The organism is Paracoccus actinidiae (genome assembly GCF_030863885.1).
Taxonomy (GTDB): Bacteria; Pseudomonadota; Alphaproteobacteria; order Rhodobacterales; family Rhodobacteraceae; genus Paracoccus; species Paracoccus everestensis.
Genome location: NZ_CP132956.1, coordinates 2252004 through 2277474 on the forward strand (window position 1 = coordinate 2252004; position 25471 = coordinate 2277474).

Genomic DNA, 25471 nt, shown 5'->3' on the forward strand with positions numbered 1-25471 from the left:
TTGACGGTGACCGCCAGCGCTTCCGAAGACCGCGCGTATTGCATTGCGCCAAGGGTTCCGGATGCGGCCTCCTGCACGTGTGCTGGAACGCTGCATTGCCGAGACGTCAAGGCACGATCTGCCAGAGCCGTCGTGCATTATCCTCGAGCATGGCCGCTCGTTCACCGTGCGAGAAAGCGGAAAGCAGTGCATGGCTGGTTGCGACCCACTCTTCCAAGGACGATTGTAGATTGCAGACCGGGCTGTCCGAACCCCAGACCACGCGGGCCGGCCCAAAGCAATCGATGATGTGCTGAACCCAGGGATGCAGGGTTCCAATGGTCCAGTCGCCTCCCGTATAGGCAGTGATCCCGGATAGCTTGACATTGACATTGGGGCGCTTAGCCAGCGTCGCGATATCCGCAGCCCAGGAGGCGAACTGCTGGCCTGCGATGTCAGGTACGCCGCAATGATCCAGGATGAAGATCGTGTCGGGCGCGGCGTCGGCCAAGGCAATGCCAAGCAGCAACTGCCGTGCCTGCACGCATAGGTCAAAGGTTAGCCCGGCCGGGCCAAGTCGCCGGATGTTGTCGCGGAACAGGGGCTGCTGCGACAGGTCATCTGGCATAACGTGGAGCACCCTGCGCACTCCCTTGACGATTGTCCGGTCCACCGACTCCAGCCATGACGCGAAACTCGGAAATTCTGGCCTTGCGGCGCTGATTGCGCCCCGGATCAGGCTGCCCGGCTGCGTCATCATTTCAGCAACCCAGGCAGTTTCAGCGGCGATGTCGGTTTCGGCGACATCGACCTCCATATGCAGCGCGTCTGTGATGCCAATACGTCTTGCTATCGCTTGATATTCGGCAAGCGACCAGTCGCAGTCCAGCGCGGGAACGTCGCCGAGCCATGGATAGCGCAGCCGTTTTCGATCGATCAGATGCAGATGCGTGTCAAAGATCATCGGTCCTCACAAAGGCTGCTTGACTTGCCGCCTCAAGTCCCGTTTAGTCATAAAATAAAATTCTGTATATGAAATTATTGGCCGTGGGGGATAGGCCAGCAACCGGGAGGGGGAAGACTAATGAGAAGACTTGTATCCGTAAGCGTGCTGGCAATGGTCGCGGCCACCAGTGCGTCGGCTCAGGACCAGTTCGCTGGCATCACCATCGAGGCCAAGCTGATCGGCGGCCAGCAGTACGAGGCGCTGTATTCGCGTATCTCGGACTGGGAGGCTGCAACTGGCGGCAAAGTCAGCATCATCAGCCAGAAGAACCACTTCGAGCTCGACAAGGAATACAAGGCAGACATTGCGGCCAACACGATCGGCTGGTGCGTCGGCTCCAATCATTCGTCCTTTGCCTCGCAGTATCCGACATTGTTCACCGATCTGACGGCGCTTGTTCCTGCCGAAGCGATTCAGGGGTTCGTGCCCGGCAACATCGCCGCCGCCACGCTTGATGACCGGTTGGTGATGCTGCCCCGGGCGCAGTTCGACGTGTCCGCCCTGTACTACCAGAAGTCGCTTTATGAGGACGCGGAGCGGGCTACGGCCTTTTCCGCCAAGTACGGCTATGATCTTGCCGTTCCGGAAACCTGGGCGCAGGTCAAGGATCAGGCCGAGTTCTTCGCCGCCCCGCCGAATTTCTATGGCACGCAGTTCGCCGGCAAGGATGAAGCCATCGTCGGCCGCTTTTATGAGTTGCTGGTTGCCGAGGGGGGCACCTTCCTGAACGAGGACGGTTCGCCCGCCTTCAATTCGCCGGAAGGTGCGAAGGCACTGCAATGGTTCGTCGAGCTGTACAATGCCGGTGCCGTGCCGCCCGGAACCACGAACTATCTGTGGGACGATCTGGGCAACGGATTTGCCTCTGGAACGGTTGCGCTGAATCTGGATTGGCCCGGCTGGTCAGGTTTCTTCAACGACCCGAAATCCTCGAAGGTGGCGGGCAACGTGGGTGTGGCGCCGGCACCCAAGGGCGAAGCCGGCGTACGATCCGGCTGGTCGGGCTTTCATGGCTTTTCCGTGACCGAGAACTGCCCCGACAAGGAGGCTGCGGCGTCGCTTGTCGATTTCCTCACCAACGAGGACAGCCAGAAGCTGGAATCCGCGGCAGGCCCGCTGCCCTCGCGCACGGCAGTTTGGGATTACGTCATCGAACAGGCCAAGGGCGATCCCTATAAGTCCGAGGTTCTTGCGGCCTTCCAGGAAACCGCCGCGACGGCCTTCGCTGTGCCGCCGACGCCTTATTGGATCGAGGCGACGAACCTTGTCTATCCTGAACTGCAAGCCGCGATCCTGGGCGATAAGACGGCCGAACAGGCGCTGGCGGATGCTGCCGACGCAGTGGACGACCTGATGCAGGAAAACGGCGTCTATTGACGCATGACCGGGCGGCACTTGCCCCGCCCGCCTTGTCCGCCCAAGCACGGAAATCCTATGACGCGCGTGAAGCTGCCACCCTGGCTGGTCCTCTTGCTGCCGGCCTTCATCATCATTGCCGCGGTGGTGCTGATCCCGCTGCTGTTGTCGCTGTATTCCAGCTTTACGCCTTATCACCTGACGCGCCCGGACAGCCTGTGGAAGATCAACTTTCCATTCAACTACGAGAAGGCGCTGACGGATGCCAACTTCTGGGCGGCCTTCGGGCGCACGGTGCTGCTGCTGACGATCGCGCTGAACCTTGAAATGTTGCTGGGCCTCGGCCTTGCCTTGATGGTGTCTAAGGTCACGCAGGGCCAGCGGCTGCTGCGCACGGCGATGATGTTTCCGATGATGTTCTCGCCTATCCTGGTGGGCTTCCAGTTCAAGTTCATCTTCAACGACAACGTCGGGCTGGTGAACAACGCGCTGCAGTCGCTGGGCCTTACCGATGTGGCGATCCCGTGGCTCGTCGATGGCAACCTGGCTTTGTTCGCGATCATCTGCGCCGAGGTCTGGACCTCGACCTCCGTGTTCGCGATCCTGATCCTGGCGGGGCTTTATGCGATCCCGCAGGACCCGCTGGAGGCCGCGAAGGTCGATGGCTGTTCGCCCTGGCAGAGCTTCCGTTTCGTGACGCTGCCGTTCCTGATGCCCTTCATCTATATCGCCATGGCAATCCGTTCGCTGGACGTGGCGCGGGCCTATGACATCGTGCAGGTGATGACCAACGGCGGCCCGGCGCGGCGGACCGAGCTTTTGTGGACCCTGATTGGGCGAACCGGCTATGTCGATGCCCGTATGGGCTATGCCAATGCCATGGGCTATGTCGCGATCCTGCTGTCCTTCGCCTTTACCGTTTATTTCTTCCTGAAGCTGCAGCGCGCCCGGCACGAACTGGGGATGGCTGACTGACATGGCAACCATATCCCGCCACCGCCTGAACAAACGCCTGCTGCGCGCGGGCCATCTGATCGGGCTGTTCCTTGCGATGACGATCATCTGCCTGCCGGGCCTGTGGGTGGTGCTGAATTCGTTCCGTCCCACGGTCGAGATCATGGCCAAGCCGCCCGTCTGGATCCCGAACGAACTGAACCTGGACCACTATCGCGCTATGTTCGGTGGCGCGGGCGAGGGCGGCGTGCCGGTCTGGTCCTATTTCCGAAACTCGCTGATCGTGTCCATCACCTCCACGGTGATTGCCCTGCTGGTCGGGATGGCAGGCGGCTATGCCTTCGCGCGCTTCAAGTTCAAGCGCAAGGCCACCGCCTTTGTCGTGCTGATGGCTTCGCGTGCGGTGCCGGGGGTCGCGTTGTCCCTACCGTTGTTCATCCTCTTCGGGCGAACCGGCATCATCGACACGCATTTCGGGCTGATCCTGGTCTATGTGGCGATGAACGTGCCCTTTACGATCTGGCTGATCGACGGTTTCTTCCGGCAGGTGCCCAAGGAACTGGCCGAGGCCGCCGAGATCGACGGCTGCACCCGCTGGCAGGCCTTCTGGAGGGTGGAATTTCCCGTGGCTCGAGCGGGCATCGCTTCGGCCGGCATCTTCGCCTTCCTGACCAGCTGGAACGAATACGCGCTGGCCAGCCAGCTGACTCGATCCGTCAACTCCAAGACCATGCCGGTGGGGCTGCTGGATTTCACGTCGCAGTTCACGCTCAACTGGGGCGGCATGTGTGCGTTGGCGGTCCTGATGATCCTGCCCGCGCTGGTGCTGACCTTTATCGTGCAGAAACACCTGATCGCCGGTCTGACCTTTGGCGGGGTGAAAGGATAATCATGGCCCAGGTTCACCTGAAAGATGTCGTCAAGCGCTATGGCGCGCTGGATGTCGTGCATGCCATCAACCTCGACATTACACACGGCGAGTTTGTGGTTCTTGTGGGACCGTCCGGCTGCGGCAAATCGACGACCCTGCGCATGGTCGCGGGACTGGAGGAAATATCGGACGGCCAGGTCGTGATCGGCGACCGGGTGGTGAACGACCTGCCGCCGCGCGACCGCAACATCTCGATGGTGTTCCAGAACTATGCGCTTTACCCGCATATGACGGTGCGGGAAAATCTGGGCTTCAGCCTCAAAATCGCAAGGCGCCCGCAGGCCGAGATCGATTCAGCCGTGGACGAGGCCGCAGGCATCCTGGCGCTGACGCCGCTGCTGGACCGCAAGCCCGGCGCGCTGTCGGGCGGGCAGCGCCAGCGCGTCGCGATGGGACGCGCCATCGTCCGCCAACCCGATGTTTTCCTGTTCGACGAGCCCTTGTCGAACTTGGACGCCAAGCTGCGCACCCAGATGCGGGTCGAAATCAAGAAGCTGCACCAGAAGGTCGGCTCGACCGTGATCTATGTCACGCATGACCAGGTCGAGGCGATGACACTGGCCGACCGCATCGTCATCATGCGCGATGGCCACATCGTGCAGGTGGGCACGCCCCTGGAGGTGTTCGAGGATCCCGCGAACAGCTTTGTCGCGACCTTTATCGGATCGCCTCCGATGAACCTGCTGCCCGGGACCGTTCAGGCGGGCCGGGTGCTGCTGGCAGATGGCACGCCGATCCCTGTGCCGCCGGCCTTGCAGGTTGCCGAAGGCCGTCGCGTCCAGCTGGGCATCCGCGCCGACAACATCATGCCCGAGGGGCATTCGCTGCCGCCGACCGCCCACATGGCCTACATCGACATGCCGGTCACGCTGACAGAACCGCTTGGCACGGAGACGCTGCTGTTCGCCACGCTGGCCGGGACCGAGGTTCAGGCGAAGATGCTGAACCCGCGGCCCGTCACCTCGGGCGAGCGCCTGCGCTTTGGCATCACGCTGGACAAGTGCCACCTGTTCGACGCCGACACTGGCGCCAGCCTGAGGACCTGACATGCCGCGCATCACCCAGGCTGAGGCGTTTCTTGTCGATCTGGAGCCGAAGGTCCGCCGCACCGACGCGATCCAGAGCTTCAAGTCCCAGGAAACCATCTTCATCCGCGTGACCGACGCCGAAGGCGCCTCGGGCGTGGGCTATTCCTATACCATCGGCGACGGCGGCCATGCGATCTTGTCCCTGCTTGAGCGTACGCTGCTGCCTGCCCTGATGGGGCGCGACGGCGACTTGATCGAACAGGTCTGGCGCGATCTGCTGTTCTGCAGTCATGCAACGGCAGTCGGACCGATCATGTCGCTGGCCTTGGCCGCCATCGATACCGCGCTGTGGGATCTGCGGGGGCGGCGCACCGGCCTGCCGCTGCATGTGCTGGCGGGCGGGGCGAAATCCGCCGTGCCCATGTATTCGACGGAGGGCGGCTGGCTGCATCTGGAGCCTGCCGCCCTGGTCGATGACGCGCGGGCCATGCGCGAGGCGGGCTTCCACGGGTCCAAGATCAAGATCGGCAAGCCCTCGGTCGCGGGCGATGCGGCGCGGCTGTCGGCGGTGCGCGAGGCGGTTGGCGACGACTACGAGATCATGACGGATGCCAACCAGTCGATGACGGGGCCGGAAGCCGCCCGACGGCTGCCGCTCCTCGAATCGCTGAACATCGCCTGGTTCGAGGAGCCGCTGCCCGCCGACGACCTCGCGGGCCATGCGCGCCTGACCCGCCAGTCTCGCGTTCCCATCGCGGTGGGCGAAAGCCTTTATTCGCCGGGCCAGTTCGCGGATTACGTCGCCGCCGGGGCCTGCGGGATCGTGCAGGCAGACGTGGCCCGGGTAGGCGGGATCACGCCTTGGCTGAAGGTCGCGCATCTGGCCGAGGCCCATAACCTGCACATCTGCCCGCACTTCCTGATGGAGCTTCACGTCAGCCTCGTCTGCGCGGTGCCGAATGCGCCCTGGCTGGAATATATCCCGCAGCTTGATGACATCGCGGCACCCATGACCCGCAACGGCGGCATGGCGATCGCGCCGACCGCGCCCGGCCTTGGGATCGCATGGGACGACGACAGCCTGCGCGCGCGGACCATGGAAGGGTCGCGCCTGACCATCACGGAGGATGCCGAATGAAGCGCTACGCATCGGTTATCGGCCTGTCCGAAGACGGCAAGGCCCAGTATCGCGCGCTGCACGCCGCTGTCTGGCCCAGCGTGCTGGCCAGGATTGCCGCGTGTAACATCCGCAACTACTCGATCTTCCTCAAGGAACCCGAGAACCTGCTGTTCTCCTATTTCGAGTATCACGGCAGCGACTACGAAGCCGACATGGCCCGAATGGCCGAAGACCCCGCAACGCAGCGGTGGTGGGCCATCAACAAGCCGTTGCAAAGACCGCTGGACACTCGTCCGAATGGCGAATGGTGGGCCGAGATGACCGAGGTCTTCCATGCCGATTGACCTGCGCCAGACTGTCGCCACGCCATCGCGCAGCCTGCCCATCGTCATCTTCGGGGCGGGATCCATCGTTTCGGACGCGCATCTGCCGGCCTATCGGGCAGCGGGTTTCACTGTCGCCGGCATCTTCGACCTCGACCACACCAAGGCCGCGAAGCTGGGCCATGCCTTTGACTGTATGGAGCAAGCGTTGGCGCTTGGCACCCGGGCAGTCTATGACCTGGCCGTGCCGCCTGCCGCCATTCCCGGCATCCTGAACCGGCTTCCCGAAGACGCGGTTGTCCTGATCCAGAAGCCAATGGGCAGCGATCTGGCGGCGGCGAACGACATCATCCGCATCTGTCGCGCGCGGAACCTGAAGGCAGCCGTGAACTTCCAGCTTCGCTTCGCCCCCATGTCGCTGGCGCTCAAGGACGCGATCGGCAGGGGCCTGCTGGGCGATGTCGTCGATTTCGACGCCTGGCTGGCGCTGGACACGCCATGGCACCTGTGGGCCTTTCTGGCCGACCTGCCGCGCGTCGAAATCCTGCTGCATTCCATCCATTACCTTGATCTGGTCCGGGACCTGCTGGGCAGCCCTCAGGGTGTTCATGCGAAGACAATGGGCCATCCGTCTTCCACTGTCTCGAACACGCGCACGGCCATGATCCTGGACTATGGCGACCGCGCGCGGGCGGCTTTGTCGATCAACCACAACCACACCTTTGGCCGCAAATTCCAGGCGTGCGAGTTCCGTATCTGCGGCACGAAGGGCGCGGCCTGGATGAAGCTGGGCGTGAACCTGGACTACCCGAATGGTGAGCCGGACGGGCTTTGGCTGAACGTCGATGGCGACTGGCGGCAGGTGCCTTTGGCGGGCAACTGGTTCCCGGACGCCTTTACCGCCCGCATGACGCAGGTGATGCGCTTTGCCGTGGGCGAGGACGCAACCCTGCAGGGCAGCGTCGAGGACGCCTGGCACACCATGGCCTTGGTCGAGGCCGCCTATGAAAGCAGCGCCAGACCGGCGCATCCGATCAGGACTTCACCCGATGCTTGAGCAGACGACATATTTCGAGGACTATGAAATAGGGCAGGGCCGCACCACCGTCGGCCGCACCATCACGGAAACCGATTTCGTGGTCCATGCGGGCCATTCGGGCGACTTCTTTCCTCACCATCTGGATGCGGAATTCTGCAAGACGCTACCGTTCGGTCAGCGCATCGCCCATGGAACAATGGTCTTCACCATCGGCGTTGGGCTGACCGCCACAATCATCAACCCGGTCGCCTTTTCCTATGGCTACGACCGGATGCGTTTCGTGAAGCCGGTCTTCATTGGCGATACCATCCAATCAGCGGTCGAGATCATTGCAAAGGAGCCGATGGAGAAGCGCCCTGGATATGGCCGCGTCGTGGAACGCCTGACCGTCACCAAGCAGACGGGCGAAACGGCCCTCGTGGCGGACCATATCTACATGGTCGAGATGCGGCCATGACCGGGCCCTTCCTGCTGCTGTCGGACAAGGATAATGTTCTGGTCGCCCGTGCCAATGCACCCGAAGGAATGCAGATCGCGCTTGAGGGCGGCACCGTGACCCTGTCCCGGACGATCCCGATGGCGCACAAGATCGCCCGCCATCCTATTGCGGCACACGACGTGATCCTGAAATACGGCATGCCGATCGGCCTCGCCACTGCCGACATCGCGGCGGGCGATCACGTCCATGTCCACAACATCCGTTCCGCCTATACGGCGACACACGCTTTGCAGGATGCGGACGGCATATCAGCTGGGGTGTCGCTATGATGCAGGGCTGGCTACGCGCTGACGGGCGCAAGGGAATCCGCAACACGGTGATCGTGGCCTATCTGGTCGAATGCGCGCATTTCGTGGCATCGGAAATCGTCGCGCGCTTCCGTGATCGGGACGTGCAACTGATCGGCTTTCCGGGCTGCTATCCAAATGACTACGCAGCCCGAATGATGGAGCGTCTTTGCACGCATCCGAATGTTGGCGCGGTTCTGTTCGTCAGCCTGGGCTGCGAAAGCTTCGATAAGGTGCGGGCTGCCAATGCGGTGGATGCTTCCGGGCGGCCGGTGAAGACGCTGGTGATCCAGAAGGCGGGCGGAACCCGTTCGACCGTTCAGGCGGGCGTAGACTGGATCACGCAAGCGCTGGACCAGATTGCCTATGTGCCGCGCGTGCCGATGGCCGTGTCGGACCTGATTATTGGCACTGTGTGCGGGGGATCTGACGGCACCTCGGGGATCTCGGGCAATCCTGCGGCGGGTCGTGCCTTCGACCTGCTGGTGGCCGAGGGTGCCGCCTGCATCTTCGAGGAAACCGGCGAGTTGATAGGCTGCGAGGACATCATGGCCGACCGTGCAGTGACACCGGAACTGGGCCAGCTTCTGCGTGAAAGCGTGCAGAAGGCGGAACGCTACTATGCGACGCTGGGCTACGGCTCCTTTGCAGCGGGAAATGCTGCCGGCGGGCTGTCGACCATCGAGGAGAAATCGCTGGGCGCATACGTCAAATCCGGCGACAGCCCGATCTCGGGGCTGATCAAGCCGGGGGACATTCCACCGGCGGGCGGGCTTTACCTGATGGACGTGGTGCCCGACGGAGAGGTTCGCTTCGGCTTTCCGAACATCAGCGACAATGCGGAAATCGTCGAGATGATTGCATCCGGGGCACATTTGTCGCTGTTCGTGACCGGGCGCGGATCGGTGGTCGGGTCCGCGATTTCGCCTGTCATAAAGATCTGCGCGAACCCCGACACTTATCGCGCTCTGGCCGAGGACATGGACGTCAACGCGGGCGACATCATCGAGGGCAAACGCAGCATTGACCAGGTAGGTCAGGAAATTCGCGATCTGGTCGTGGCCGTGGCCAGCGGTCAGCAGACCAGGTCCGAAGAGTTGGGCCATCGCGAATTCATACTGACCTACAAGTCATTCGAACCGATCGGCCCGGCCTGCCTGCCGTGCGCAGCATGAAGGATCACGCAATGCAAGGATTGTTGGGGCAAAGACTGTCGGGCAAGCGCGCCTTGATCACCGCCGCAGGTCAGGGGATTGGCAGGGCCACCGCCCTCCGCATGGCCGCCGAAGGCGCGGAGGTTCTGGCAACGGACGTGGATGGCGACCTGCTGGCCGATTTGGCGGGCCAAGGAATGACGACCAGGGTGCTGAATGTCCTGGACCCGGGCGCGATCGCGGCAATCGTCGAGGAAGCGGGCCGCATCGACGTGCTGTTCAACTGCGCGGGCGTGGTCCACGCCGGCGACATCCTGAAATCCACCGAAGACGACTGGAATTTCGCGTTCGATCTGAACTGCAAGGCCATGTACCGGATGATGCGGGCCGTTCTGCCAGGCATGATCGGTCAGGGCAGCGGATCGATCATCAACATGGCGTCGGTGGCGGGTCCGATCACGGCGCCGGTCAACCGCTTCATCTATTCCGCGTCGAAGGCCGCGGTCGGAGGCATGACGAAGGCAGTCGCGCAGGACTATGTCAAGCAGGGCATCCGCTGCAACGCCGTTTGTCCCGGCACGGTCGACAGCCCCTCCATGCACCAGCGGTTGCGCGACACGGGCGATTACGAAGCCGCACTGGCGGCCTTCATCGGGCGCCAGCCGATGGGGCGCATCGGCACGGCCGAGGAAATTGCCGCCCTTGTCGCCTATCTCGCGGCTGATGAGTCAGCCTATACCACCGGCCAGTTGATCGCCATCGATGGCGGCTGGACCATCTGACGAAAGGACCAATCATGAAGCTTGTCCGCTATGGCGAACGTGGTGCCGAAAGACCCGGCTTGATCGACGCCGAGGGCCGCATCCGCGACCTGTCGGCCCATGTGTCCGATATCGCCGGCGACGTTCTGGCCGATCTGTCCGGCCTGTTGTCCATCGACCCAGCCAGTCTACCGCTGGTAGAGGGCGATCCGCGCCTTGGAGCCTGCGTGGGTCAGGTCGGCAAGTTCATTTGCATCGGCCTGAACTACTCCGACCACGCCGCTGAATCCGGCATGGAGGTTCCGCCCGAGCCGGTAATCTTCGCGAAATACACGAGTGCGATCTGCGGCCCGCACGACCCGATCATCATTCCCCGCGGATCGGAAAAGACCGACTGGGAAGTCGAGCTGGCTTTTGTTATCGGCAAAAAGGCAAAGTACGTCTCCGAGGCCGATGCCATGAATCATGTCGCGGGCTACTGCGTCTGCAACGACGTGTCCGAACGCGCCTACCAGATCGAACGCGCGGGGCAATGGTCCAAGGGCAAGTCTTCCGACAATTTCGGCCCCCTCGGCCCGTGGCTGGTGACGCGAGACGAGGTGGCCGATCCGCATGACCTGCACATGTGGCTGACTGTGAACGGCGAAACGGTCCAGGACGGATCCACCGCGACGATGGTTTATCAGATCCCGTTCCTGGTCAGCTATCTGTCGCAGTTCTTCACGCTGCATCCGGGGGACGTCATCTCGACCGGGACGCCCCCGGGTGTGGGGCTGGGCATGAAGCCGCCGCGCTATCTGAAGGCGGGCGACAAGGTCAGCCTGGGCATCGCAGGCTTGGGCGAACAGCACCAGGTCTGCATCGACGACGACTGAGGGCAGGAGAAAGACGGGGGCTCCATGCCCCCGGGTTCCCGCCTGCCATTATGTTAACGTCTCTTGGCTGCGTCAGGTCGCAAACCTGATGCACATCGGTGTGCCGATGTCGATCGATGTTCCGGTGTCGGTCAGCGCCCCGCTGTCGCCATTGCGCGCAAGGATGCTGATCCGATCGCTGTTCTGGTTTGCAACCAGCAGGTGACGGCCGGACGGCGTCAGGGCAAGGTTTCGCGGTGTCTGTCCGCCGGACGGCACCGTCCCGCGCGGCGTTAGGCGGCCTGCATGCTCGACCGCAAAGACGGCCACGCTGTCATGACCCCTGTTGCCGACATAAAGAAAGCGCCCGTCGGCCGAGAGCCCGATATCCGAGCAGTGGTTGCCAGCACCCGCGCCCTCCGGCACCGTCGGCTGCGCATCGACAAGGGTCAGCGTTCCGGTGCCCGTGTCCAGCGCGTGGGCGGTAACGGTTGAGTTCAACTCATTTGCGGTAAAGACAAACTGCCCGCGGACTGCCATGTGTCGCGGCCCGGAAGCAGGCGCGGTGTTGGTCGCTGCCATCCGTTGCAATCCATCGCGGGTGGCGCGATAGGTCACCAGCTGATCGCAGCCTAGGTCCGCAACGATCAGCAGCCCGTCCGGCATTTCCGCAACGCTGTGGGCATGGGCGCGTTCCTGCCGCAGCGGGTCCGGCCCTCGGCCCGCATGCGCCATGCTGGCAGCGGCAGGCGACAGCCGCCCATCGGGCAGCAGGTCGAAGATCGCAATGGACTGGTCCGGTCCACCTTCGCCGACGGTATAGTTGACGACGAACAACCGCTGCCCATCGCGCGAAATCGCATTGTGGGCCGTGATGCTGCCCAGCGTTGGCTGGCAGTTCAAGTAATCCAGTCGACCCGCCGCACGGTCGAAGGCCAAGGCGGTTACCAGACCCTCGCGCCATTCGGCAACCTCGGAATTGACATAGATGCGGCTTCCGTCGGCCGTCACGGATAGATATGTCGGATTATCCACATGCGGCCATCCGGCAATGTCACGGGTTTGCAGTGTTGTCTCATCCAGGCAAAGGACGCGCAGCCCGTTTCCACGCGCACCTTGGAAGTAGGGCGTTTCGCGGTTCAGCGTACCCACGAATAGAAGCAGGTTCTGCGACATGTCTCATTCCATATGTGAAAACAGTGATTGCACTTGAACGCGATTGACCCCAAGGCGTCAATCACCAAGCATCCTCCACCCAACAAGGGAGAAGTCATGTCCGATTCCGAAGAAGAAGGCCGCTATCGGGCCCCTGCACTGGACAAGGGCCTGGACATGCTCGAACTGCTGGCCACGACCGAACAGGGCATGACCCTGAAGGATATTGCATCCGCCCTAGACCGCAGCCCGACCGAACTTTACCGGATGTTGGACCGGCTGTCGCGGCGCGGCTATGTCGCGCGCGAGGGCGACAGCTATGCCCTTACCATGAAGCTGTTCCTGCTTGCCCATCAAAGCCCGCCGATCCGGCGCCTCATCGGGCAAGCCATGCCTGCTATGCGCCGCTTCACGAGCAAGGCCGAGCAATCCTGTCATCTTGTCCGCTACGACCGTGGCGACCTTGTGGTCATAGCTCAGGTCGAGGCGGCAGGTTACTGGGGCCTGACCATCCGGGTGGGCGCGCGGATCGGACTGGTCAATTCGGGATCGGGTCATGTGATCCTGGCCCATGCCTCGGCGGAAGAACGCGTGCTGATGTTCCAGGAACACGAGGCCATGCCCTTTGAAAGCCCTCCGCCCGACCTCGATGCACGTCTTGCCTCGGTCCGGTCTAAGGGGTTCGAGGCGATGGAAAGCCAGCAGACGCCCGCGGTCTGGAACCTGTCGGTCCCGATCCTGGATGCGAACGGCGCTGTCATGGCGGCGCTGACCTGCCCTTTCGTTGCCAGATTGGACCGCCCGGGCGCGGTGGATCGCAAATCCGTGCTGAAGATGCTAATTGCTGCGGGTCAGGAGATTTCGGGTCATCCCGCATCGCCGTGACAAGGCCTTTCATCGTGGCATTCGCTCCGGCTGTTGCAGCCGGAGCTTTTTTAATGGCCAAGCACAAATTAAGCTTGCCTCACTGTTCCATAAATGAAAATATCATTTACAGACAAAATATAACCTCTCGGGAGGAGAGATCAAGTTGAGTGATTGCGCAAGCCTGCCGTTGCAGGGTTTGACCGTGCTCGACATGAGCCAGTTCCTGTCCGGACCTTACTGCTCGCTGCGGCTGGCGGACATGGGTGCGCGGGTCATCAAGATCGAACGGCCCGACGGGGGCGACTTGTCACGCAGGCTGTATCTGTCCGATACCGAGATCGGCGGGGATTCGACCATCTTCCACGCCATCAACCGGGGCAAGGAAAGCCTTGCCATCGACCTGAAAAACCCTGCCGACCTGGACGCCCTGAAGCGCCTGATCAGTAAGGCAGACGTGTTGATCCAGAACTTCCGCCCCGGTGTCATTGAACGGCTGGGTCTGGATTATGACACGGTGCAGGCGATCAATCCTCGGCTCGTCTACGTCTCGATCTCGGGTTATGGCGACGAAGGACCTTGGGTCGCGCGACCGGGACAGGATTTGCTGGCGCAAGCGCGGTCGGGCGCCATGTGGCTGAATGGGGACGAGGATCAGGGGCCGGTCCCCTTCGGCCTTGCCATCGCCGACATGCTGGCAGGTGCCGCCGCTTGCCAAGGCATTCTGGCTGCATTGGTGCGGCGGGGGGTTTCAGGGACCGGCATGCACGTCCAGACCAGCCTTCTGGAGGTTCTGGTCGATTTGCAGTTCGAGGTGCTGACGACCTATCTCAACGACGGAGAACGTCGGCCGCGAAGATCGTCCTTTCGCAGCGCGCACGCCTATCTGTCCGCGCCTTATGGCGTGTATCAGGCCAAGGACGGTTTTCTGGCCATCGCCATGACGCCGATCGCAAGATTGGCCGACCTCATGGGGATCGAGGCGCTGGCCCGCTATTGCGACGATCCCGCAAGCTGGTTCACCGAACGCGACGAGATCAAGCGCCTGATCGCCGCCGTTGTCGCGACGCGGGCCGTGGGCGAATGGATGGCAATCCTGGAACCTGCGGACATTTGGTGCGCCAAGGTGCTGGACTGGCCGGAGCTGATGGCGTCGGAGGGTTTCAAGGTTCTGGACATGCTGCAGACCGTGACTCGCGACGACGGCGTGTCGATCCGCACCACCCGCCTGCCGCTGCGCCTGAACGGCCAGCGTCCCCGCGTGCAGGATGCAGCACCCCTGATCGGCGCCCACAGCGCCGCAATCCGAAAGGAGTTCGGCCTGTGATGACCTTGAAGGGCATGACCTGGAACCACCCGCGCGGCTATGACCCGATGGTCGCATGCTCGGCCATCTGGGCGGAAAGGACCGGAGTCCGGATCGAATGGGATCAACGTTCCCTGCAGGACTTCGAAAGCTATCCGGTCGAGGATCTGGCTCGCGCCTATGACCTGATCGTCATCGACCATCCGCATGTCGGGCAGATCACGCGCGAGAACTGCCTTGTGCCGCTGGACGTGCCAGAGCGAGAGGCCGAGCTTGCCGCGCTGGCGCAGGGAACAGTGGGACCGTCCTTTCCCAGCTATGAATGGCAGGGAAGGCAATGGGGCTTTCCCATCGACGCCGCATCGCAGGTGCTTGCCTGGCGACCCGACCTGCTGGAGCGCGCGCCCGCAACCTGGGACCAGATCATGGAGCTGGCGCGCGAGGGGCGCGTGATGCTTCCGCTGCGTCCGCCGCATTCGCTGATGTGCCTTTATTCGCTTGCAGGGAACCTGGGAACACCTTGCGCCGTGACAGGCGACCGGTTGATCGATCCGCAGGCGGGCGCGAAGGTCTGGCAGATGTTGAGGGAACTGGCCGACCTGGTCGACCTTGCCTGCGCCACCATGGACCCCATCGCCGTGTTCGAGGAGATGGCCCGACCCGGGTCTCGTATTGCCTGCGTGCCGCTGATCTATTGCTATGTCAGCTATGCAATCTCTGGGTTCCGGCCGAACCTGGTCCGCTTTGCCGACATGCCCGTGGCGGGCAGCAACGGCCCGGTCGGCTCTGCGCTTGGCGGAACAGGTATCGCGGTTTCGGCCTTTTCGGATCATCGCCAGGCCGCTATGGATTTCGCCTACTGGATCGCGGGCCCCGAAGCTCAGACCGGTCCTTATTCCGCATCCGGCGGTCAGCCCGGCCTTGCGGCGGCGTGGGAGGACGACCGCGTCAATGCCGTTACCAGCAACACCTATCGCGCGACCCGCGCAACATACGAGGGCGCATGGCTGAGGCCTCGACACGATGGTGGCATGGCCTTCCAGCAATCGGCAGCGCAGCGCGTCACGGACGGGCTTGTGGCGCGAGAGGACGCGGGCCCGGTCATCGACGACATCAACCGCATGTTCCGGGACAGTTTCTGACGCAATGACGAACGACCCGGCAAGACCGGGGCTCAAGGGGAGGAGGAACCCGATGCCGAGATTGTCCATGGTTGCCTTGGCAAGCCTGATGGCCGCCGCGCCTGTGCTGGCGGATGTGACCGACGTGATCGCCGCTTTGCCCGCAGACCTGAAGGTGCTGTACGACAATGCGCCGCAGACCGTGCTGCCCGGCCCGCTGGAAGGCTTCACGCCGAAGACCGCGCCTTATCGCTGGTGCCATTCGGAAAGCTTCCAGGGCAACCCTTGGCGCGTCAGCGTCACGAACGAGTTGCGCCGGCTTGTGGACGGGCTGATCGCGGACGGCATCGTCTCGGAGTTCGAGGTATCGGATTCGAACAACGATGTCGGGCAGCAGATCAACCAGATCCGGTCCTTCATCGACAAGGATTGCGGCATCATCACCACCATCCCCGGCTCGGCCACCGGGCTTGATGATGCCATCAAGGCGGCGACCGATGCTGGGATCCCCGTAGTCACGGCGGCCGGATCGGTCACGGCGCCCTCGGCGGTCAACGTGGACAGCAACTATTCCCGCTGGGGATACGAGATGATGGACATGATCGGCAAGGCGCTACCTGACGGCGGCAATGTGCTGATCGTCGAAGGGATCGCCGGCCATCCTATCGTTGCGCAGGAACGCGCGGGCGCCGACGCCGCCATGGCCCAGTATCCACAACTGAAGCTGTCGCGCGTCGTCAATGGCGACTGGACAGCCAACGTCACCAAGACCGTTGTCCTACAGACGCTTGCCACGAACCCGGCGCCCATCGACGCAGTCTGGTCGGCGGGCTCCGAAAGCCGCGTGATTGCGGAAGCCTTCGCTCAGGCAGGGCGCCCGGTGCCGCTGATCACGGGATCGATCACCGGTGATGCGCTTGGCTACTGGAAGGCAAATCCGGACAGCTATCGCTTCTCGGGCCATGCGGTGCTGCCGGGATGGACGGCGCAGACACTGTTCCGGGTGGGTGCGCGGATCATGGATGGGCAGAAGCCGGTGCTGAACACGCTGATGATCCCGCTGCCCCCCGTACAGGAGGCCGAACTGGGCAACTGGCATGCGGACTGCATGACGCCTGACGCGGTCTCGGTCTTCCCCTTGCCACCCGCAGACCCCATGCCCGAGGAATGGCTGGACGCCTATTTCGCCGATCCCGCGCCAAGCCCGGCCTGGGACTATGCCGCGGTCCCCGCCGCCTGCGCGCAATAGGCGCCATGCTGACCATCGAAGGGCTGTCGAAAAGGTATGGCGAAACGGTGGCGCTGGATCGCGCCACCGTCACATTCCGCTCCGGAACCATTCACACGATCCTGGGCGAAAACGGATCGGGCAAGAGCACGCTGGTCAAGCTGCTGTCGGGCATCGTTTTGCCCGACAGTGGCACCATCATGCTTGACGGCTCTCCCGTTACGGCCCACAACCCGGCCGGCTTCCAGGCACAGGGCTTCGCCACGGCCTTTCAGGAAGTCCTGATCGCCCGAGACCGCAGCGTGACCGACAACATCCTGCTGGGCCTGGACGGTTTGTTCACCCGCCAAATCCCGCGCCATGCCCGCCGTGACCGGGCCGCCGCCATACTGGCGCAATTTGCCCGCACGCCCATCGATCTTGACGCCCCGGCAGGCATGCTGCCCTTGGCCGCCCAGCAACTGGTCGTACTGGCCCGTGCGGTTGCCCGTGATCCCCGCGTGCTGATCCTGGACGAGATCACCGCGGCGCTCGACTTCAATGATCGTGAAACCGTTTTCGACTTCATGCGCGACTGTGCGGCGGCGGGTTGCCTGATCCTGTTCATCACCCACCGCATGGACGAGGTCATGACGCTGTCCGACGATATCACGGTCTTGCGTTCGGGCTGCGTGGTCGCGACACAGGCGCGGACCGCAACGACGCCGGCCGAGTTGCTGCGCCTGATGGCGCCCCAGACCGCCCGGGAACTGCAGAATGGCTGATCGGAGAAACCTGCACGCCCGAAACGTCGTGCTTTGCCCTGGCGCGCCCCCCGTGACCACGACTGTCATGCCCGGCGAAATCCTGGGATTGGCAGGCCTAGATGGGCATGGGCAAGACCGCTTCCTGGAGGTCCTGGCAGGGTTGGAGCCAGCGCCCGGGCATGTCATGCTGGACGACCGACGCATTGCGGGATTTCGAGGCGCAGAACGCTGCGGCGTCGTCTATGTCCCCCGCGACCGCCGCACCACCGGCATCTTTCCCAGTTTGTCGATCCTGGACAACTTCGCGATTGCCACGGCGGGTCGCGATCTGCGTGGACCGTTCATTAGCAAGAAGGCGCGAAACGCACGGTACGAGGTCTGGCGGGACCGGCTGAAGATCGTGGCGCCGCATCCGGGCGCACCGATCACCGCATTATCGGGCGGCAACCAGCAGAAGGTGCTGCTGGCCCGGGCACTGGCCCGGGATCCTCGCGTCCTGCTGTTGAACGATCCGACGCGGGGCGTGGACGTGGCGACGCGGCATGTCCTTTACGACCTGTTTCGTGACCTGGCTGCCGAAGGCATGGCACTGGTCATCTTGTCGTCCGAGATCGAGGAAGTTCTGGTGTTGTGCCACCGCGTCCTGGTCTTTCGCGACCACCAAGTGGCCGCCGAGATGACCGGCGGCGAGATGCGGACCGACGCTGTTATCGCCGCGATGTTCGGAAGGACTGCATGATGGGCCGGAACATGCTCGCACTGGCAATCCTGGCCGTGCTCCTGGTGGCGAACCTTGCCATGAACCCAGCTCGGTTCCATCCGGCCGCTTGGGGCACGCTGCTGGGCATGGCCGCGCCGCTGATCGGGGCGGCGCTTGCCTCGACCCCCGTGATCCTTGCGGGGCGAGGGGGGATCGACATCTCGGTTGGGCCGGTGATGGCACTGGTCGGCGCTATTGTCATCAAGGTGCTTTATCTGGATCTGGGGATCAGTTCGGCACTGGTCCTGTGGCCTGCGGCCCTGCTGACGGGCGCGACGATCGGCGCCTTCAACGGCTTCATGGCGACGATCGTGCGGATCCAGCCGATCGTCGCGACGCTGGGAACCTACCTGATCCTGACGGGCCTCACCCTGACGATCCTGCCTGCTCCCCTCGGTCCCGCGCCGGAGTGGCTGCGCGCGATGTCGGGCGCGTGGTCCTTCCTGCCGCTAGGTGTCATTGCCTTGCTGTGGTGGACGCTTGGCCGCACCCCATTCGTCGGGCAGTTGATGGCCGTCGGCAGCGACGACCGCGCCGCCTATACCGCCGGGGTCAACGTCACCGTGACACGGTTTCTAGCCTACGTGATGACAGGGCTGCTGGCAGGGGCGGCCGGGATGATGCTGACCGCGCTGATCGGCTCAGCCGATCCCAAGGTCGGCGCGAACTATACGTTGATCGCGATCGCCGCGACGGCGCTTGGTGGCGTCAGCCTAGCCGGAGGACGTGGCGGGCTACTGGGCGCGGCGGTTGGTGCCATCGACATCTTCCTGCTGCAAAGCCTGCTGACCGCCTTCAATGTGTCCACCTATGTCCTGCAGGTCGCCTATGGCGCCATTCTTGTCGCGGCCGTTGTGCTGATTGCCTTGCAGGATCGCAGCCATAGCAGGGGAGCCGCATGAAATCCGACCGCATGGGCCTACGCATCGCCGCTGCCTTTGTCATCGCCGCCGCCTTGCATCTGATCGGAACCGCACTGATACCGGGCTATTCCGCACCATTCGCCATCCGTGCCATGCTGGTGATCGCCTCGCTGCTGGCGGTGGCGTCTGTAGGCCAGACGCTAGTGGTTATCCTGGGCGGAATCGACCTGTCCATTCCCTTTGTCATCGGGTTCGCCAATGTGGTGGCGGCCCAGCTTTACGGTCAAGGCTGGAACTTCGCTCTGGTCTGTGTAGTCGTGGCAGGGCTTGCCATCATCATTGGCGCTATTAACGGTGCGCTGTCCCGAGGGCTAAACATCCATCCGCTGATCGTCACACTGGGCATGGGTATGATTGTTCAAGGGCTGGTGCTGATCTGGACTAAGGGTTTTCCGTCCGGATCTGCACCGAAGGCAGTATCTGACTTCGTGTCGATTGGCGGAACAACTGGCCCGTTGCCGGTCCCGCCGCTGATACCGGCGATTCTGGTCCTGACCGTGCTGATCGTGCTGGTGCTGGAGCGTACCCTCTACGGTCGACAGCTTTATGCCCTGGGCGCCAACCCGGATGCGGCGCCCTATGCGCTGATACGTCCGGTCAGGGTCTGGGCGCTGACCTTTGCCGCATCGTCCTTTTTCGCGGCAACAGCCGGCGTGCTGCTGCTGGGCTTCACGGGGTCGGCTTATGGGGACGTGGGCCAGCCCTATCTCTTCCAGACCATCGCTGCAGTCGTCGTGGGCGGCGCCGCGCTGATCGGCGGAAGAGGCAGCTTTGTAGGCACCCTGGCCGGCGTGCTGGTTCTTACCCAGATTAACACGCTGTTGATCGGCCTCGGTTTTCAGCCGGCGTCGGTGCAAGCGGCCTTAGGCGCGATCATCCTGCTTCTGGTGTCGTTTTATGGGCGCGAGCGGCATCTCCGCACAACCGTCTGAGCAACGCGCCGCATTTTTCTTTGTGCATGTAAAATCATGTGTTACTGGTGAAATCTAGGAGAGGCCGCCTAACCTGGTGAAATAGAGGCGGCGCACTTTGGGGGGAAACAGGATGAAGTCTCATGGCATTCTCGCGGCGGTTGTCGCGATTTCAACGACATTTGGAATGTCCACTGCGGCTGATGCGCAGAAACTGCGGTTCACGACTTCGCAGGTCAATCCTGACGAACCCATCGTTGTGGCAATGCAGACCTTTGCGGAACGGGTCGCGGAACGCACCGGGGGCGAGCTACAGATCGAGGTTCTGACTGGCGACCAGCTAGGACCGCAGAAGAAGGTCAACGAGATGGTCCTGTCCGGCGCGGCGATCATGAGCGCCACCGACTACGGACAGTTGTCCACTTTCGTTCCCGACGTTGCGGTCGTTGCCGGACCCTATGTGTTCCGCGATGTCGCCTCGGCCGAGCAGTTCTTTGACTCGGACGTCTACAAGGGCATGTCCGACCAGCTTGAGGCGAAGGGGTTGAAGGTCATCATGCCCGATGGGCTGTTCGGCCTGCGTCATGTCATCGGCAGCAAGCCTTATCGCAGCCCTGCGGACATGGCCGGCGCGACGATCCGTGTGCCCACCTCGCCGGTCATGTTGGCCACCTTCGAGGCGTTCGGCGCGCGACCGACCGAACTGCCTTGGGGCGATGTTTACAACGCGCTGCAAACCAATGTCGTAGACGCGGCCGAGGCGCCCTTCGGTTCCATCGCAGGAGCCAAGATCCAGGAAACCCGCAAGGTTATCTCGAAGACGGGCCACCAGATGATGTTCACCGCCTGGGTGACAAGCACCCGCGTCTTCGACAGTCTTGATCCGAAAATCCAGCAGGTTCTGCTGGAAGAAGGCGAGAGGATAGCGGCCGAGCTGACCGCGATGACCCAGGAAACTGACGAGCGCTATGCATCCGAACTGCGCGCCCAGGGAGTCGAGATCATCGAGGATGTCGATGTCGCCGCCTTCCAGCAGGCAGCGAAAGGTGCTTTCGACGCCGTGCCGGGCCTGACACCCGGGATCGTCGATCGGGTTCGCGCAACCCTGCCGCAATAAACGTCATGACGCTGGACAGTGAAGGCCGCCTTCTGCAATGGCGCCGCTGGGACGAAGTGATCGGCGTTGTGGCGCTGGTTGCAATCGTCGGGTCGATCGCATGGGGTGTTGTCAGTCGCTATGTGCTGCCAAGCCCTGCCGCCTGGACCTATGAAGTCGCCTCGACGGCCTTTGCCTATCTTGTCTTTTTCGGGGCGGTGGCAGGCATCCGGCTGGGCAGCCATGCGGCCATCGATGTGGTCGTGGATGCCTGGCCGATGCGTGCGCGGATCGTAGTGGCCTGGTTCAACTATCTGTTGCTGGCTGTTCTTTTCGCCGCAATGACGGTGCTGTTCGCCCAGCAGGCCATCACTTCGGCTGGGGTGCGCAGCATCGCGCTGAACCTGTCCCGAGCTTGGTACTACGGGCCGCTTGCCGTCGCCTCTGCCGGCATGTTCGTCCAACATCTGATATCCGATCGCCCATGGCGGTCCGAGACACTGGAACGCCACGCGGACCCGATCATATGAGTTTTCTCCATCTTGCCGGACCATCGTTGATTGTGACGCTGCTGTTCGTGCTGCGCACGCCGATCACCTGGTCGCTGGCGATCGGCGCCATGTCCTTCTTTCTTCTAAATCTGGACATGATCCCGCTGTCGAACTTCGCGCAGGAAATGGCTGAGGGCACGCAATCGGTATCCCTTCTGGCGTTGCCGCTGTTTGTGCTGGCGGGCTGCATTATGAATGCATCGGGTGTGACGCGGCGGCTGATCAACTTGGCCGACGTTCTGGTCGGCCATCTGATCGGCGCCCTGGCGCAGATGTGCACGATCCTTGGGGTGCTGCTGGGCGGGTTAACCGCATCCAGCAACGCCGATGCCGCGATGCTGGCAAAGACACTGGGCAACCAGATGACCGCAAAGGGCTACTCCGCTGCATTTGCGGCGGTCATCACGTCGTCCGCATCCATCATCACGGCGTTGATCCCGCCATCTATCGGCCTGATCATCTATGGCTTTCTTTCCGAAACCTCGATTGGACGCCTTTTTGCGGCCGGCCTGTTGCCCGGGCTGGTGCTGGCAATAGCGCTAATGATGACTACGCGGATTGTCGCAGGACGCCGGGGCTATGCTCCGCAACGCGCCGTCCGTGCGTCGGGATCTGAAATCCGCCGCGCTCTGATAGACGGACTTTGGGCACTATCAATCCCGGTCGTGATCCTGGGTGGCACACGATACGGTTTGTTTACGACCACTGAGTCGGGCGCAATTGTGGTACTTTACGTACTGTTCATCGCCATCTTTGCTTATGGTGAGTTCCGCGTGAAAGACATTCCGTCTGTTCTGGCCGAAGCCGTGCGTGACAGTGCTACGGTTATGATGATGATCTGCGCCGCTGCCGCCTTCGGATTTTATCTCAGTTGGGAGGCCGTCCCTCAGGGTATGTCGGGCTGGTTGGAAAACGCCACGGACAACCCCGTACTCTTGCTATTGATCATCAATGTCGTCCTGATAATCCTTGGAACCGCCATCGAGGGATCGGCCGCACTGATCATCCTGACGCCTGTTCTGATGCCCATTGTCACGAAGGCCGGCATCGATCCAGTGCATTTCGGGATCGTCTTCATTACCAACCTGACCATCGCAGGTGTCACGCCGCCGGTCGGAGGCATGATGTATATCGCTTCCCAGATCCTGCGTGTCCCTATGATGGACTACGCTCGCGAGGTCTGGCCCTTCCTGCTGGCGCTGATGGGCGTCCTAGTATTGTTGAGCGTCTTTCCACAGATTTCACTGCTGCTGCCGGACCTGATCTACGGCACCGCATCGCCGTGAAGAGCCATCAGCGATCGATGATGTACGGGAGTCGTTTTGCACTTGGAACGCTGCAGGTATTTCTTAGGTGATTCCATAACACCCGGTATAACCCGAATGGCAGCCGGAAGACTGACAAAGGTGCGTGCGGGAGAAGGCCGGGGGGAGTTGAGCCCAGACCTGCCTTCGAATACCGAAGCAAGTTGAAAAACGGACCTTCTGAAGGAACAGATGGTCTTCGAACACTTGCTTCAAGTAGCAGGCAGTATCGATGCTGCTAGCACGTTAGCTCGAAGGAAGGGAGCAGGCCATGGATCTGGCAGATTTGTCGGCACGGCCGCGTCCCGCGCGGGCGCCAATGGAGGGGCGTTATGTGCGGTTGGAGCCGTTGGAATAGGGGCACGCCGACACGCTCTATCAGGCGGCATCGGCGGATGGCGCGGAAGATCGTTTCCGATGGCTGTTCGAGACGCTGCCCCGGGACCGCGCCGAATTCGATGCCTGGATCAGCACCGCATCAGCCTCGACTGATCCGTCCCGCACCAGCTTTCGGATTGGCGGAGCCGGGCTCGCGAAGGACTTCTTGCGAACTGCAGTCATGGAAAGTTGCATATGCTAAGGCCCGTGGACATTCATGGTTCACATGCCGTCTGATTTCTGCTTCAGGCTTCCAAAATGGAGGTCTGAATGGACGAGCAGCGGTTTGTGGTGACGAATAATATCTGGGCGCGTCTTGAGCCCCACCTTCCCGGCAAGAAGAGCGACAGCGGTGTGACAGGCAAGGACAATCGCCTGTTCCTGGAGGCCGTTCTCTGGCGGGTACGCACCGGTCTGCCCTGGCGTGATCTGCCATCGGCGTTCGGCAACTGGAACAGCGTGTTCCGCCGGTTTCGCCGATGGGCCAAGGGTGGTGTTTTCGAGCGCCTCTTCAAAGAGACCCGCGGCGAGCCCGATTTCGAATACGCGCTGATCGACGGCAGCATTGTCCAGGCTCACCAGAAGGCGAGCGGCGCAAAAGGGGGACTCAGGCTCAGGCCATCGGGCGCTCACGCGGCGGACTGACCACGAAGATCGTGGCCTTGGTCGATGCCTTGGGCAACCTGTTCGACTTTCATCTCCTGCCCGGCCAGGCTCACGACCTGAAAGGCGTTGCCCCGCTGATCGAGGACGTCGCCTTTGACGCCCTTCTGGCGGACAAGGCGTTTGATGCCGATTGGCTGCTTGCAGAACTGGACGCGCGGGGTGCGAGCGCAGTGATCCCACCAAAGGCGAACCGCACAATCAAGCGTGACTACGACAAGCATGCCTATAAATGGCGGCACATGGTCGAGAACTTCTTCGCGAGAATAAAGGAGTTCCGGGCCATCGCCACGCGCTACGAAAAGACCGCATGCAGCTACGCCGCCAATTGGCATCTCGTTGCCACCATCATCGCCTCACGATGAATGTCCACGGGCTATAGCTCGATCAACGCGCCACATGCCCGACATGTTCCGCCGAGCAGCACGTGATTGCCATCTCTGGAATTACTGCTAGGTTTCCGCCGTCCGGAATGATGAGGGAAGTCGGTTGGAAGCCGACGCTGCCCCCGCAACTGTGTGCACCGAGCCGGTCTTCGCAATGCCACTGGCCCTATGGCTGGGAAGGTGAGGATGAGGTGATGACGTGCGAGCCAGGAAACCTGTCACTGGGCGCAAAGGAAACCACAATCGGGGCGGTGGGCCCCGAAAAGGAGAAAGCATGCTTCGCAACGCAGTTCGCACTGCGGCATTCCTGGCCGCTTCCGTCATGCCGGCAATGGCGCATCATGACGGGGATACCTTCAGACTCAACGGCATTGTTGTCAGCCATGCCCACACCACTGAGGTCAGCGCAACGGCCCATTCGATGGACGTCTTCCTGACGATCGAAAACATCACGGATCAGCCAGTGACGCTGACTGGCGCCTCGGTCGATTTCGCCGCTGCCGGCGTCTTCCAGGTGCCTTCGGTCAGCGACACTGGCACTTTGTCCGTCAGGGAGGTCACGGCCGTTGAGATTCCTCCAGGGCAGACCCTGACCATGCAGCCGAGCGGCGTGCATATTGTGTTTCATGACGTCCAGCAGACTTTCGAAGAGGGGGGCCATTTCCACGCTACCCTGATGTTCGGGAATGTGGGAGAAGTTGAGGTGGAGGTCGAAGTCGAGGACTCCGGAGACGATCACCATCACGATGAGCAGACCAGCTAAGCCGCCATTCAGTATCGACAGATAG

26 protein-coding genes, 1 pseudogene and 1 riboswitch are annotated in these 25471 nt (G+C 62.3%); of the genes and pseudogenes, 25 read left to right on the top strand and 2 right to left on the bottom strand.

The genetic code is table 11. The features are described from left to right. Window positions 1–106 precede the first annotated feature (106 nt). The gene (locus Q5701_RS11185; protein ID WP_306755296.1) at window positions 107–943 is read right to left on the bottom strand and encodes an amidohydrolase family protein; all 837 of its coding nucleotides are present in this window, start codon (window positions 941–943) and stop codon (window positions 107–109) included. A 120-nt stretch (window positions 944–1063) separates the two neighbouring features. On the opposite strand from Q5701_RS11185, the gene Q5701_RS11190 reads away from it, so the two are divergent. From Q5701_RS11190 to Q5701_RS11245, 12 genes are read left to right on the top strand one after another with little or no spacing between them, the layout of a single operon-like run. Continuing rightward, the gene (locus Q5701_RS11190; protein WP_306755297.1) at window positions 1064–2362 is read left to right on the top strand and encodes an ABC transporter substrate-binding protein; all 1299 of its coding nucleotides are present in this window, start codon (window positions 1064–1066) and stop codon (window positions 2360–2362) included. Window positions 2363–2419: 57 nt separating this feature from the next. Beyond that, window positions 2420–3316, top strand: a complete 897-nt coding sequence (locus Q5701_RS11195) for a carbohydrate ABC transporter permease (protein WP_306755298.1) — start codon at window positions 2420–2422, stop codon at window positions 3314–3316. Between the two features lies 1 nt (window position 3317). Continuing rightward, window positions 3318–4184: a carbohydrate ABC transporter permease gene (locus Q5701_RS11200; protein WP_306755299.1), complete on the top strand. Its 867-nt coding sequence runs from the start codon at window positions 3318–3320 to the stop codon at window positions 4182–4184. Between the two features lie 2 nt (window positions 4185–4186). Continuing rightward, complete coding sequence (locus Q5701_RS11205) at window positions 4187–5272, top strand: ABC transporter ATP-binding protein (RefSeq protein WP_306755300.1); 1086 nt, start codon at window positions 4187–4189, stop codon at window positions 5270–5272. 1 nt (window position 5273) lies between these two features. Then, a complete protein-coding gene (locus Q5701_RS11210; protein WP_306755301.1) occupies window positions 5274–6392 on the top strand; it encodes a mandelate racemase/muconate lactonizing enzyme family protein in 1119 nt (372 codons plus the stop codon). Next, the gene (locus Q5701_RS11215) at window positions 6389–6718 is read left to right on the top strand and encodes an L-rhamnose mutarotase (protein WP_306755302.1); all 330 of its coding nucleotides are present in this window, start codon (window positions 6389–6391) and stop codon (window positions 6716–6718) included. Before Q5701_RS11210 ends, Q5701_RS11215 begins: the two co-directional genes overlap by 4 nt. Continuing rightward, entirely contained in the window at window positions 6708–7754 is a 1047-nt protein-coding gene (locus Q5701_RS11220; RefSeq protein ID WP_306755303.1) for a Gfo/Idh/MocA family protein, read from the top strand. The genes Q5701_RS11215 and Q5701_RS11220 overlap by 11 nt, the downstream gene beginning before the upstream one ends. Then, complete coding sequence (locus Q5701_RS11225; RefSeq protein WP_306755304.1) at window positions 7747–8193, top strand: MaoC family dehydratase; 447 nt, start codon at window positions 7747–7749, stop codon at window positions 8191–8193. The genes Q5701_RS11220 and Q5701_RS11225 overlap by 8 nt, the downstream gene beginning before the upstream one ends. Continuing rightward, window positions 8190–8504: a UxaA family hydrolase gene (locus tag Q5701_RS11230; RefSeq protein ID WP_306755305.1), complete on the top strand. Its 315-nt coding sequence runs from the start codon at window positions 8190–8192 to the stop codon at window positions 8502–8504. The genes Q5701_RS11225 and Q5701_RS11230 overlap by 4 nt, the downstream gene beginning before the upstream one ends. After that, a complete protein-coding gene (locus Q5701_RS11235; RefSeq protein ID WP_306755306.1) occupies window positions 8501–9697 on the top strand; it encodes a UxaA family hydrolase in 1197 nt (398 codons plus the stop codon). The genes Q5701_RS11230 and Q5701_RS11235 overlap by 4 nt, the downstream gene beginning before the upstream one ends. Window positions 9698–9708: 11 nt before the next feature. Continuing rightward, the gene (locus tag Q5701_RS11240) at window positions 9709–10458 is read left to right on the top strand and encodes an SDR family oxidoreductase (protein ID WP_306755307.1); all 750 of its coding nucleotides are present in this window, start codon (window positions 9709–9711) and stop codon (window positions 10456–10458) included. 14 nt (window positions 10459–10472) lie between these two features. Continuing rightward, window positions 10473–11312 (top strand): fumarylacetoacetate hydrolase family protein, encoded by an 840-nt coding sequence (locus Q5701_RS11245; RefSeq protein ID WP_306755308.1) that lies wholly within the window; start codon window positions 10473–10475, stop codon window positions 11310–11312. Window positions 11313–11384: 72 nt separating this feature from the next. Here Q5701_RS11245 and Q5701_RS11250 read toward each other — a convergent pair whose 3' ends face one another. Next, complete coding sequence (locus tag Q5701_RS11250) at window positions 11385–12467, bottom strand: lactonase family protein (protein ID WP_306755309.1); 1083 nt, start codon at window positions 12465–12467, stop codon at window positions 11385–11387. Window positions 12468–12563: 96 nt separating this feature from the next. On the opposite strand from Q5701_RS11250, the gene Q5701_RS11255 reads away from it, so the two are divergent. From Q5701_RS11255 to Q5701_RS11315, 13 genes and pseudogenes are all read left to right on the top strand, one after another. Next, window positions 12564–13331 (top strand): IclR family transcriptional regulator, encoded by a 768-nt coding sequence (locus Q5701_RS11255; RefSeq protein WP_306755310.1) that lies wholly within the window; start codon window positions 12564–12566, stop codon window positions 13329–13331. A 145-nt stretch (window positions 13332–13476) separates the two neighbouring features. After that, window positions 13477–14637: a CaiB/BaiF CoA transferase family protein gene (locus Q5701_RS11260; protein ID WP_306755311.1), complete on the top strand. Its 1161-nt coding sequence runs from the start codon at window positions 13477–13479 to the stop codon at window positions 14635–14637. Then, on the top strand, window positions 14637–15758 hold the full coding sequence (locus Q5701_RS11265) for an ABC transporter substrate-binding protein (protein WP_306755397.1): 1122 nt from the start codon (window positions 14637–14639) through the stop codon (window positions 15756–15758). Before Q5701_RS11260 ends, Q5701_RS11265 begins: the two co-directional genes overlap by 1 nt. Before the next feature lie 52 nt (window positions 15759–15810). Further along, a complete protein-coding gene (locus tag Q5701_RS11270) occupies window positions 15811–16986 on the top strand; it encodes a substrate-binding domain-containing protein (RefSeq protein ID WP_306755312.1) in 1176 nt (391 codons plus the stop codon). 5 nt (window positions 16987–16991) lie between these two features. After that, a complete protein-coding gene (locus tag Q5701_RS11275; protein ID WP_306755313.1) occupies window positions 16992–17729 on the top strand; it encodes an ATP-binding cassette domain-containing protein in 738 nt (245 codons plus the stop codon). Beyond that, window positions 17722–18450 (top strand): ATP-binding cassette domain-containing protein, encoded by a 729-nt coding sequence (locus Q5701_RS11280; protein WP_306755314.1) that lies wholly within the window; start codon window positions 17722–17724, stop codon window positions 18448–18450. The genes Q5701_RS11275 and Q5701_RS11280 overlap by 8 nt, the downstream gene beginning before the upstream one ends. Continuing rightward, window positions 18447–19373 carry an ABC transporter permease gene (locus tag Q5701_RS11285; RefSeq protein WP_306755315.1) on the top strand — a complete coding sequence of 309 codons (927 nt, stop codon included), beginning with the start codon at window positions 18447–18449 and terminating at the stop codon, window positions 19371–19373. The genes Q5701_RS11280 and Q5701_RS11285 overlap by 4 nt, the downstream gene beginning before the upstream one ends. Further along, window positions 19370–20326, top strand: a complete 957-nt coding sequence (locus tag Q5701_RS11290) for an ABC transporter permease (protein WP_306755316.1) — start codon at window positions 19370–19372, stop codon at window positions 20324–20326. Before Q5701_RS11285 ends, Q5701_RS11290 begins: the two co-directional genes overlap by 4 nt. Window positions 20327–20492: 166 nt before the next feature. Then, window positions 20493–21422, top strand: coding sequence for a C4-dicarboxylate TRAP transporter substrate-binding protein (locus tag Q5701_RS11295; protein WP_306755317.1), 930 nt, complete (start codon window positions 20493–20495; stop codon window positions 21420–21422). Between the two features lie 5 nt (window positions 21423–21427). Beyond that, window positions 21428–21931: a TRAP transporter small permease gene (locus Q5701_RS11300; RefSeq protein WP_306755318.1), complete on the top strand. Its 504-nt coding sequence runs from the start codon at window positions 21428–21430 to the stop codon at window positions 21929–21931. Further along, window positions 21928–23238 carry a TRAP transporter large permease gene (locus tag Q5701_RS11305; protein ID WP_306755319.1) on the top strand — a complete coding sequence of 437 codons (1311 nt, stop codon included), beginning with the start codon at window positions 21928–21930 and terminating at the stop codon, window positions 23236–23238. The genes Q5701_RS11300 and Q5701_RS11305 overlap by 4 nt, the downstream gene beginning before the upstream one ends. A 666-nt stretch (window positions 23239–23904) precedes the next feature. Next, window positions 23905–24662: pseudogene (locus Q5701_RS11310) on the top strand (IS5 family transposase). A 74-nt stretch (window positions 24663–24736) separates the two neighbouring features. Continuing rightward, a riboswitch (cobalamin riboswitch) is annotated at window positions 24737–24920 on the top strand. Between the two features lie 37 nt (window positions 24921–24957). Continuing rightward, the gene (locus tag Q5701_RS11315) at window positions 24958–25446 is read left to right on the top strand and encodes a copper chaperone PCu(A)C (protein ID WP_306755321.1); all 489 of its coding nucleotides are present in this window, start codon (window positions 24958–24960) and stop codon (window positions 25444–25446) included. Window positions 25447–25471 lie beyond the last annotated feature (25 nt).